General features: G+C 30.3%; 9 protein-coding genes. 1 reads left to right on the top strand and 8 read right to left on the bottom strand.

The window, feature by feature from the left end:
• Positions 1-35: 35 nt before the first annotated feature.
• The 4 genes from C3E90_RS09205 to C3E90_RS09220 all read right to left on the bottom strand — a co-directional run bounded on the left by C3E90_RS09205 (position 36) and on the right by C3E90_RS09220 (position 5,793).
• Positions 36-989 (bottom strand): haloacid dehalogenase-like hydrolase, encoded by a 954-nt coding sequence (locus C3E90_RS09205; RefSeq protein ID WP_236915347.1) that lies wholly within the window; start codon positions 987-989, stop codon positions 36-38.
• Positions 990-1,051: 62 nt separating this feature from the next.
• Positions 1,052-4,183, bottom strand: coding sequence for an ATP-binding protein (locus C3E90_RS09210; protein WP_236915348.1), 3,132 nt, complete (start codon positions 4,181-4,183; stop codon positions 1,052-1,054).
• Between the two features lie 110 nt (positions 4,184-4,293).
• The gene (locus C3E90_RS09215) at positions 4,294-4,620 is read right to left on the bottom strand and encodes a hypothetical protein (RefSeq protein WP_236915349.1); all 327 of its coding nucleotides are present in this window, start codon (positions 4,618-4,620) and stop codon (positions 4,294-4,296) included.
• Between the two features lie 183 nt (positions 4,621-4,803).
• Complete coding sequence (locus C3E90_RS09220; RefSeq protein ID WP_236915350.1) at positions 4,804-5,793, bottom strand: DUF3644 domain-containing protein; 990 nt, start codon at positions 5,791-5,793, stop codon at positions 4,804-4,806.
• A gap of 1,038 nt (positions 5,794-6,831) precedes the next feature.
• Here C3E90_RS09220 and C3E90_RS09225 point away from each other — a divergent pair.
• A complete protein-coding gene (locus tag C3E90_RS09225) occupies positions 6,832-7,722 on the top strand; it encodes an isocitrate lyase/PEP mutase family protein (protein WP_236915351.1) in 891 nt (296 codons plus the stop codon).
• A gap of 47 nt (positions 7,723-7,769) precedes the next feature.
• Here C3E90_RS09225 and C3E90_RS09230 read toward each other — a convergent pair whose 3' ends face one another.
• From C3E90_RS09230 to C3E90_RS09245, 4 genes are all read right to left on the bottom strand, one after another.
• On the bottom strand, positions 7,770-8,669 hold the full coding sequence (locus C3E90_RS09230) for a hydroxymethylglutaryl-CoA lyase (RefSeq protein WP_236915352.1): 900 nt from the start codon (positions 8,667-8,669) through the stop codon (positions 7,770-7,772).
• A 19-nt stretch (positions 8,670-8,688) separates the two neighbouring features.
• On the bottom strand, positions 8,689-9,882 hold the full coding sequence (locus C3E90_RS09235; RefSeq protein ID WP_236915353.1) for a CaiB/BaiF CoA transferase family protein: 1,194 nt from the start codon (positions 9,880-9,882) through the stop codon (positions 8,689-8,691).
• A 33-nt stretch (positions 9,883-9,915) separates the two neighbouring features.
• Positions 9,916-11,394, bottom strand: a complete 1,479-nt coding sequence (locus C3E90_RS09240) for an SLC13 family permease (protein WP_236915354.1) — start codon at positions 11,392-11,394, stop codon at positions 9,916-9,918.
• A gap of 333 nt (positions 11,395-11,727) precedes the next feature.
• Entirely contained in the window at positions 11,728-12,168 is a 441-nt protein-coding gene (locus C3E90_RS09245) for a helix-turn-helix domain-containing protein (protein ID WP_442870573.1), read from the bottom strand.
• Positions 12,169-12,243 lie beyond the last annotated feature (75 nt).

The following is a 12,243-nucleotide window of genomic DNA, read 5'->3' on the forward strand; positions in this document are numbered from 1 at the left end:
AAAAATCCGTCTCTGGTGCATCTACATCCTAATATTTAATCAGTAATATGTTCGGGAGGTTTTGATACACTGCTTAAAACCTTGTGTTCTAACCTAAAATATATTCTTTCAGCAATATTCCTTACCTGCTTATTTAGCCACATGTAAGTTAATGTACCTCTTGAATAATTTGCTGGTCCATACATATCTACTCTTCCATCGGTACGCAACCTTTCTACCTGGTGAAATTCTTCCTGACTATCCTCGGCATAGACAGCAAAGGTTGTTCCACCATTTTGTTTTAAAACTGAAAAAACTGGTACATCACTAGGTCCATCGGCTATATATATCATGTTTTCTATTGGAACTCTTCTCATATTATAAGGAAGTTTTGAATTTACATCTATTTCTCTAAATTTATTCACACCCTTATTGATTTCAAATATTGCTCTTGTTTTAGTAGTATTGTCAATTGCATACCCTACTTGAGAAATTATCCCGTTATCTTCTACCTCGTTTTTTCTATATTCTTTAATCTCTATATTGGATTTTATTGGTACTTCAATGAATTCACATCCCCATATACCATCCACATACTCACTTATTTTAGAACCCTTAATCAACTCGCTTAAACCAGTGCTTACTATATAATGTTCTAAGGTGATACTGTGTTTTCTATATCTTTCATCCTTTTCTACTATATTTTTTAAATCAACAAAAATTTCTGGAATACCATTATAAAATTCCAGCTCTTGTCCTAATTCTCTAAGCAAGCTATTATTTAAATCTTTAAATATGCCTTGATTAGCACAGGTAATAAAATGGTTCAAATATATAGTTTCTTTATTTACTTTTATACCTTGTGTTTCATATTCATCATGAAGTCGATTTACCTCATCCCAAAATAATCTTTCATCAACATCATATTTTTCAAATATTGGTCTTTGCATATAGCCTTTTATCAATGTTTTATCAAAATCCCATATGACAGCGATAACGTTTTGTTCCACATTATCCCTCCTAATTTATCTTTAAATGAAAAAATATTCTCTCATATGCGGTGATAAATATACTATTTGTTTTCCCATATATAATCTTCTATGTAAATGTTTTCTAAATATTTTTCCATACCTCTTATAACTTCTCCAATAAAATATTTATGCTCAATGTAATCTACACTATTAAGATTCGATTTTACTTTTTCTAAGAAGTATATTTCCTTTTCTACTAAATGCTTCTCACTACCAACCCAGGATATTACTCCACCTGGTCTCAAAGGAATTGATTTGAAAAAACCTATACTAATATCTTTATTTGCAATATATACTAAAAATTCAGCTCTAGTTTCTACATCAAATATTTTATTTATCACATAGAATATCCTTTTTATTTTTTCTAAATTATTATACTTTAAATCAATAAATTTATATAAATAGTTTATCTTTCTGCTATTAATAGATTCACTATCAGTCATTTTAAAAACATCCTCTAATATACTTTGATGAATTAAATAATAATACTCTTCCTCTCCCAATATTTCATTTAATATAATATCTACTAATTCTTCATAAACCTCACTATACCAGATTCTATTAAATTTCCCCGCAAGCTCTACTTCCTTCGCTTCCAAAATAAAATTGATACTTCTACTAAGAAAACTTTTATTTCTTTCTGCTAACTCACAAAAAAGATCTCCTCTAAAGTCAAAATATGTGTAAATTACCTCTAAATATAATAATTCTAAAAGTTCCATATCATCTATAAATACTTCAAATATTTTATCTATTTCTTCTTTTTTATTGAATGTATATCCTAAAAATCTTTCTATTTTAATTTTTCTTCTAAATTCATTGTCTATTTCTAGTAAAGAATGTCCAATATCTAATATAAAATTTTCATCATAATCTACAAACTTTATTAAATAATAATAATTTGGACTAACATTTTCATACTCTTTAATTACATTGATTAATTTGTATTTATATTGTTTAACAGTTTCTACTGCCAATTTTTCTTTAGGCAAAACAAACACATAGTTTATTAGCCAAATATCTTTTGAACTAAACTTATGCTTGCTTATAACTCTTTTTGTTTCTTCCACTCCACAAATTTGAATAAGTTTTAGCAAAATAAATTCTGGCATTAAATCGTAAGGAGTATCGTTTAGTAAATAAGATTCTACAGCCATAATATATTGATAACCATCTAGTAAATTAAACATCTTATTAATTCCATTGCTTAGCACCCAACGGTCATGTCCTTCTATGTGATCCAATTCTTCTATCTGATTTAAAGCTTTGAATAATTGGTTAAATTCCTCCTTTCCATAATCATTCACCATATCCCCTATATTTTCTTCTATGTTTTTGTCTATTTTTTCCCAGCCTTCCACCTCCTCATCAGGCTTGGTCAATGTCAAATATAAATTATAATTGTTATTTAATTTAATTGGTATTTCTCCTAGTATTCTTTTACTAATAAATTTAAAGTTGTAAATTATATCCGATTGTATAAATGTTATCTCAGAAATGTGCTTTAAAAAATTTATTTTGAAAAATTCAACATCTATTCTAAATATTTCTTTTAAATTATTATCATTCCCCTCCCTTGGATATATGTTATAATCTAATAATAACTTTTCTATTCTACTACGATAAACTTCCATTTTATATAATTGTCCCAATATTTCCCACATCTTTTTTCTTAATTTCATTAAACCATCATTTATTATTAAATTAAACATGATAATAGTAGCTTTATTATTAGTAACACTCCCTATAGAATCATGATAATATTCTAAATAATTCGAAATTATATAAATAAGTAATATAGTAGCATTAATATTGTTTCCATTATTACTTAATTTCCATAGCTTATCAATTACTAAATATTCTTTTTCATAATCATAGATGTATGATTGTTCATCATATCCATAGTTCTCTGTAAATACAAAGTAAAAATCCATAGGATTTTGTAAGTTCTTCTGAACTAAATACAAAATTAAATCTATTGCTTCTCCATGGTACTTCATGTATTTAAAATTACTTAAAATTTGTATATATTCTGACCGTATCGTCTTATGATTCATATTAGATTCAAAATCATATTTTCTTAAATCAATAATATTTTCATCTAATTTTTCTATTTGCTCCTTGATATAAAGTAAAAGCCACTCCTGATCAAATACAATTAAGTCTTGTGAAAATTTATATCTGTCTTTACCTTCTAAAGCTTCTGCATTATTGATAATACTATCTTTTATAAATTTAAATGTTTCTTCTGATGGAAATATATTAAGAATTATCTTTATAGCATCTAGTACTTCATATTTATATACATAAATTTCTTTATTAAATAACCCTGTAATTGATACTATTTTCTTATCTAGCAATATATAATATAACAAATAATCTTTCAAATTTTGGTCATTGATTTTTACTACTTTGTCCTTATATAAATCTACTAATTCTAAATTATTTAATTCTATACAAGAATTATGAAAATCACCAATAGCCATATTAATAAACTCTAAAACTTTTAGAAACTTATCATCTTTTCCATAATCAAATGGACCTAATAAAGATATTATAAACAATGATTTTAGCAATATATTATTTTTCATGTTAAAATTCTTTTTTAATATATCCTCTATATCTTCGTCTTCGATTGTAGATAATTTATATTCTTCCCAATTTGATGCTTTTCTCACAGTTTTCATTACAAATTTTTTAGCATAATCCCTAACTGTCAATATTATTTTAACACCGATACCTTCTCTCATATTATTCAAATATTCAAGTATATGTTCTAAATCATTCATTTCATTAGCGTCATCAATAAAAAGTATATAGTTGCCAGGTTTGTATATATAATCCTTTAAATCTTTGTATATATTCAAACCTCTACTTTTAATACAATAAATTGTGTTATCTTTAATAGTATTCTCTAAAGCTCTCAATATTTCTATTACAAGCCTTGTTTTGCCTACACCTGGACTTCCTGAGACCATAACTAAATCATTAGTAAGTACTAATTCTTTTAGCTCCCGTATTTCTTTTTCTCTATTCAATAAATTTAGATTTAATGGTGAATTTAATTGATTATTATCATATTTTTCAACAAAATCATCAATTGTTAATATTTGACCAGTATCTACGGAAATATTTAAGTGTTCTTCAGCTAATCTTGGATAACTATTATACAAATCAAATGAAACAGTACCTAAATTAATAATTTCTATATCTATACTCCCACCTAATGAGGTTATTTCTCTCTCTTGTTCTATAGGTAAATTGCTTGATGAATAACAGCAAATTATTTTTCTATATTATCCCTGTTTAATTTTACTTTTTCCATATTTAAACAATCTAGTATATCTTTATTTAATTTGCTATAGGTGTCCCTTTCTACTGTACCATGCATAATTAAAATATACATACCATTGGCTAGCTTTACATAGGAATCTGGAATTCCTCTGGTAGTTTTGTTGGTACCATCATGAGATCCCAGTGTGGTTATGTTGGGAAAATTATATTTTTTGTGAAGGTATGTATCCATTAATTTTTGATATTGGCCTCCATTTAATCTTTTAATAGAATCCTGAATAATATTTAATTTACTCATGACTTCTCCTTTCTCCATAAATTATACCCTTTGCACTATTCAAGGAGTAAAATATAGTTTATTAAATCTTACTTAACTTTCATACCTTTAAATATTTTTAAAAATAATAAAACAAATATACACTTAAGCCTTTAAAGAAAAAAGTTGTTATAACTATTTAGAATAAACATAGGAAAAAACACTAGAAAATTTTATATTATTTTATTTCCGATTATAATACTTATCAAATTCATTTAAAATGTTCGGGCTAAAAAAATCCTTTTTCGCACTATTTTTATTATCCGGGTCTAGATATCTAGACATTACATATCTCTTATCTTTACTTGATTTTTTACGAATAGAATGATAATCCTTATTCACCTTAAAATCAGAATATCTATCTCGAAGTTTATCTGTTAGCTGTCCATAATCCCAAGGATACTGAGCACGTATATCTTCTTCTGTAAAGGTAATAGGAACAGCATCTGGATTATTGCCTAAAGCCAAACGTGCTGCAGTAGGAAGTGCCGATCTCTTAAGCCTAACATTCAACTCAAGTGTAACAGCATAATTCTCATTACTACCATTGTCATATTTATAAGATATATTTGACAAATATTTTGCTACATTTATTTCCTCTTTCGTCAGTCTTTCAATAGATGCGGAATCAAAGTTCCGGAAAAAAGCAAGAGGCATTAGGTAAAAATTATATTGACTTAAATCATAGCCAAACCATTCTGTAACGACTTGTACATAATTTTGCAAAGTAGCCATACCTACTTCTTGTACTACTTTCGATAAATCTTCACTCATATTAATAAAATGTATTGAATTATCTCGTATTTCTATAAGTGCCTCCAAGTTTGCAATTAAAACAGGATCAATTTCAGCTAACTTTTCATTCTGAATCTTTGACAGCGCTTTACCTATTCCAATAGTCATGGGATTTCTCGCTCTATTTCTTTTAATATATTTTTTTGTGCTTAAAGTACCATCTTTCCGCCTTCTACACTCATAAATATATAATTCCCGCATATCATTATTCTTTTCAGCTAATATCTTTGACTTTAATAATAACTCCCACGCATTCAGTGCCAGTATTGAAAAAGTTTCTTCACGATATTTATGATCTGGTTTATTATATGTTTCAATTGCAGTTATCATAGCTGAAACTGACTTTTCTAAAAATTCACTAGAACGTGAACGTGCCATTTTAATCCTCGCTTTCTACTTTTGTTTAACTTACTATAGCGAAATATATTTATTTCGGATAAATAATATTATTTTGTAAGTATACCAGTAAACATTCGTTTGGTCTTACATAAAAAAGTACTACATCTATTTCTATTTAAAAACAGATTTTCAATATATACACACAGCTTTACAAAAATATGAAACTTCAATTTCAGAACTTTCTGTTTATGCATATTACTCAAAATAATTATTGATTACTTCTTTGAATTTTTAAACACTATCACCATAGGGTTCTGCAACTGTAAAAGCCTGAATATGTAAGCAAGGTAAATAATCAAATTCAAATCCATTGATGTTAAATTTCTCAAATTCGCCTGTATATACTTCTTGCATAGTGTTACTTGTATCTACATCTAATATCTGAATAAATAACTTATGTATAGGTTCACCTAAAGTTATTATTAGATTTGGTTTATAATTTGTTATTTCAGTTATAATATAATCTTTACAATAATGAAAATAAGGGGTAAGGAATTTCTAAATATTCCTTGATTGCGCTGAAGGGGCATTAATAAAATCAAAGGGCAACCGTAACCACAGCTGCCCAATTATAAATGTCAATATTCCTTTGTTCTTACATATTTTCTCTTATATTATATTTATTCTACAAATATATCTAATTTCCTTTAAAAATTTTGAAATTTCCCCAACTTTTATAATAATACTTGCTTATAATTCTATACTGAGCATAACCTTTCTTACTCCCAAGCTGGTTGTACCTAAATTGGTACAAATAATCTACCCTAGTGCATTCCTAATGTATCAAAATGTTTCTGTTCACGCTACACAAATGAAACATTTTGTTACATTTCTTATTTTCACATATTAGCAAAAACTTATATCCCAAACTTTATAAGTGAAACGTGCTATAACTAGGCCATATGTAGGCGTTTATGTTATTAAATAGCAATATATCTATTGGCATGAAAGATGCATGAATAGTAGAGTGAATACTTATATTTACGGCTTATAAAAAAGTAGGAGGGGATTTATGTGATGAGTATGGGTAAGGTTTTAAGGGAAAGACTAAAGGAGGACAAAATACTAATTGCACCTGGGGCTTATGATGTTTTAACTGCAAGGATAATTGAAAAAGTAGGTTTTGAAGCTGTTTACATGACTGGTTATGGAACATCTGCAAGTATGTTAGGAAGACCCGATGTAGGATTATTGACACTGACTGAAATGGCAAGAAGAGCAAGCAACATCGTAGAATCAGTTAATATACCTGTAATAGCAGATGCAGATACTGGATATGGAAATGCAGTAAATGTCATAAGGACAGTTAGAGAATACGAAAAGGCTGGAGTTGCTTGTATTCAATTAGAAGACCAGGTAGCGCCTAAAAAATGCGGACATATGTTAGGTAGAGAAATAATATCAGCGGAAGAAATGGTAGGAAAAATTAAAGCTGCCTGCGATGCCCGTAAAGGAGATACTTTGATAATGGCTAGAACTGATGCTAGGACAAACTTTGGCATAGAAGAAGCCATTGAAAGAGGAAAATTATATGAAGAAGCAGGAGCAGATATTTTATTTATTGAATCGGTAGAAACAATTGAAGAGATGAAGATAGTAACATCAAGCTTCAATGTACCAGTTTTAGCAAATATGCTAGAACACGGTAGAACTCCACTCCTTTCAAGGGATGAATTGGGGGAAATAGGATATGATTTAGCAATATTCTGCGTATCTTCAACTTATGTAGCAGCCAAGGCAATAATGGACCTAATGCTACACCTAAAAGAAACTGGTAGAACTAATGATTATTTAGACAATATGATTACCTTTGAAGAGTTCAACAAATTAATTGGATTGCCAGAGATAAGGAAATTGGAAAGAAAATATGCAACAAGTAGAAACCTAGTTGTAGAATCTGATAAGTAAAATATAAATAAAAAGCTCTTTTCTGAATAACCAGAAAAGAGCTTTTTTTATGAACATGAATTTGCTTTTTCATTAATATTTATCAAATGTCCGCTATAGTTCCCATTAATGATGCTTTTTTCATATCTTGCAATATTAAGTAGTTTATCCATATCTATTCCTGTATCATAGCCCATATCATTTAGCATATATACTAAATCTTCTGTAGCTGTATTGCCTGAAGCTCCAGGAGCGAATGGGCATCCGCCTAATCCCCCTAGGGTTGATTGTACCTTTTTAATTCCAGACTCTATAGCAGCTAATGTACTTGCAATACCCATGTTTCTTGTATCATGAACATGAACCTGAAACTCTACATAAGGAAACTCATTTATTACTGCACTAACTATTTCTCTAACTTGTTTAGGATTTGCAACACCTATGGTATCTGCTAGAGTTATCTCCTTAATGCCCATATCTGCAATTCTATGGATGAACTTCAATATAGTATTAGTTGAGAATTTACCTTCGAAGGGGCATCCAAATATAGTTGCTACATCTACACATATATCTAAATCATTATATGTATCCATAATGGTTTCAAGTTCATTTAAGGATTCCTCATGGCTTCTATTTATATTGGCCTTATTGTGACTTTCACTTAAAGACAATACATAGGATACCTTTCTTATACCTAAATCATAGGCTGTTCTTGCACCATATAGATTTGGAACTAATGGAAAGAAATCAAAGTTAGGATATTCCTCCAATAGTATTCTAGTTATTTCACCAGCATCCTTCATTTGCGGTACAGCCTTTGGACTAACAAAGGATGTATGCTGAATATGTTTTATACCCGATTCAATTAATCCTTCTATTATTTTCAATTTCTCTTCTATAGGTATATATTCCTTTATATTTTGAAATCCATCTCGTGGCCCAACTTCCACAATATCTATTTTATCCAATTTAACCCCTCCAATTCATTTAGAAAACACCTTTTTCAATATAGGAATCAATATCTTGTTCACTTAAGCCTAGAAGTTCACCGTATATTTTATAGTTATCCTGACCAAGGGTTGGAGCCGGAACTTTAATGTCTACCTTCTTTTGGTCGAATTTAATGTGGTTTCCAGTTATCTTCATCTTTCCTGCTACGGGATGTTCTACTTCAACAAACATCTCTCTTGCACCTGCTATATGGGGATCTTTTACCACTCTGTCTATTGTGTTTATTGGGCAGGAAGGAATTCCCTTGTCAAGTAGCATATCAACTATTTCATCTATTCCAAATTGAGAAGTCCATTCCTCAATTATCATCTTTAGTGCTTCATTATTCTTAACCCTATCCGTATTTTCCTTAAATCTATCATCTTCCAATAATTCTGGCATTTCCATCGCTTCACATAATAGGACAAATAGCTTCTGGTTGCCACAGCCAATTATAACATCACCATCTTTTGCTTTAAAAGAATCATATGGATATGCTGATTCATATCTGTTTCCAATTCTTTCTGGAATTCTACCTGAAGCCAAGTAAATTTGAGTTATTATCTCTAAAGAAGATACTACTGAGTCAACTAAGGCAACATCTACTTTTTGACCTTCCCCAGTCTTCATCTTATTAATTACAGCAGCTAATACTCCAATAGCACATCCTAATCCACCTAGTACATCTCCCATAGCAGTACCTGTTCTTGTAGGTTTGCCTCCTGGCCACCCTGTTGTACTCATCAATCCACCCATTGCCTGAGCTATAATATCATAGCCTGCTCTCTGGCTATATGGTCCATAGTGGCCAAAACCAGATATACAACCATAAACTATACTTGGATTTATCTCCTTCAATGTATCATATCCCAATCCTAGCTTTTCCATGGTTCCTGGACGGTAGTTTTCAAGGACAACATCACCCTTTTTAACCATTTCCTTAAATATCTCTTTTCCTTCTTGAGTTTTTAAGTTTAAAGTAACTCCAAGCTTATTTCTGTTTAAATTCATATAATAGGTACTTTCTCCATTTAGGAATGGTCCAAAAGCTCTACTATCATCACCTTTCCTAGGTATTTCAATCTTTATAACTGTAGCTCCCATATCTGCTAAAAGCATACTGCAGTAAGGGCCAGCCAGTACACGTGTTAAATCTAATACAACTATTCCATCTAATAAACCTTTACTCATTTTGCCACTCCTCACTTTAGTAGTTATTATTCATTACATTCCCACATTAAATATGCCAAAGGTTACGAAGTACATCAAAAGTGGGAATACTATTAATCCTATAATCTTTAATCCAAGCCCAGCCTTCATCATATCGGAAATTTCAAAGGCACCAGAACTATATGCTATAGCATTTGGAGGTGTTCCTGGAGGTAACATGAAGGCAAAGTTGGAGGCTATCATACAAGTCAACATCAATTGTAATGGGTCCATGCCTATACCCTGACCAATACTTGCTAATACTGGCAGGAAGGAGGCAACAACAACTGCATTAGTTGTAACTTCTGTCAATATTGCTGTTACTACACCAACAGCAATTATTATTACTATTTGTGGCATATTACTTAAAGCAGATAGGTTTCCTGCTACCCACTGAGCACAGCCTGCATCTGTAAAGGCATTACCCATTACCATGGAACCTCCAAGTAGAAGCATTGTACCCCATGGTGCCTTTGATAAAGCCTCTTTACCGCTTAAAACATATATTCCTTTTTTATAGTCTACAGGTAATACCATAGTAGCTATTGCAATAGCAATGGCTATAGTTTCATCAGTAGCGAAAGGAACATATGATTTCCACAATGAACGGGTAACCCATAATAATACCGAAACTATGAATATGGCGCTTGTTAGCTTTTCTCCTTTGTTCATAGGGCCTAGAGCTTCGTATTCCTCTTTAACTACATCTACATTAATATTGTCAAGTTTATCAACTTTATAGAATTTAACAAAGTAAACCCACATAAGAGGTATCATTACTAGAGTAAAAGGTAAACCAATCTTTAACCACTCTAAAAAATCAAGTTCTACCCCTAGTGTTTCTCGAATTATACCTATACCAGTTGGATTGGTAGTTGTACCGATTACAGTAGACAATCCTCCCATAGTTGCAGCAAAGGGTATACTTAACATCAATGCTTTCTTAAAACCTGCTGACATCTGCTTGTCCATTGTCATTATAATAGAAATTGCAACAGGTAGCATCATGGCAGTAGCTGTAGTGTTTGACATCCACATGGATACAACAGCAGTTGCCAATATAAATCCTAAAATTATCCTACTTGGTTTGCTGCCAACTTTCATTACAATTCCTAATGCTATTCTCCTGTGAAGACCCCAACGTTCCATGGCTGTAGCAAGAAAACCAACACCTAAAACCAAATATACCGTTGGATAAGCATAGTGAGTAAATAATAGAATATCATTTTGTCCCTTAGATCCTGTAATTCCTAGTATAGGGTATAATAAAATTGGTAATAGGGCTGTTATAGGAATTGGAATAGCTTCTGTCATCCAAAATATAACCATCAATACTGATACTGCCAATACTTTTTGTCCTAGTAGAGTAAGTCCATTGGGGGTAGGCATAATAAGTAGAATAATAAAGACGATTACCCCTACTATCAAACCAATCTTTCTAGCCTTAAATTCTCCCAAATATCCAGAGCTTTTCGCTTTGGCATCTACCATCATTAATTCCCTCCTAATTTTAATAATCTATAAACGGCCGTTTATTATCTACCATATTTTCTTTGCAATCTCCATGCCAAAAATTTATTTAACGATATCCTTATAGGATTTATTGCTATTATTATAGAACTCAGCTTAATGGAACCTAGTAATCTTCTAGAAGTGACTATTCATTAGTTTTATTAAATAAAAATAAGATTTATAAATTTCGAAAAATATAAAATAAAAATGCTGATATAACTCAGCATTATGTGTGAAAATTCAAATAATTTTAAGAAATGTTTTAATATGTTTCAAAATGTATCTTTGTGTTTTGAGTGGTAACATTTAATTTTGTTAAATATTTATATTATACTTTTTCATCTTTCTCCAAAGGGTTGTCCTGCTAATACCCAATTGTTCAGCAGTTTTCTGAATTGATAGGTTGTTTTTCTTGAGAACTTTTATTATATTTTCTGACTCCCACTGATTTAAATCCAAATCTTCATAGTTTTGTTCTGAATATATACTATCGCCATCCATCAAAAATTCATTTATAAGCTGCTCAATATAATTTTGATTTTTATGATATTTCAAAAGTACACAAATCCTTTCAACAAAATTCTTCAACTCCCTTATATTCCCATCCCATCTATAGTCCTTAGTCCTTTCCATTATGTTGTAGAAGCTTTTTATGTACTTTGGGCTTTCTATACCCAAATTCCTTTCAAAAAAGTATTTAGCCAATACCATAATATCCTCTTTTCTATCTCTTAAAGACCAGCTAATTAAAGTCAATAGATTTTAGCAAAATAATATTAAATATTTTTTGAAAAACTAATAATAAAAAAATGCACACCTAATAAACCAATG

Origin of the sequence: Clostridium sp. Cult2, assembly GCF_021655075.1 — a bacterium.
Lineage (GTDB): Bacteria > Bacillota > Clostridia > Tissierellales > Tepidimicrobiaceae > Schnuerera.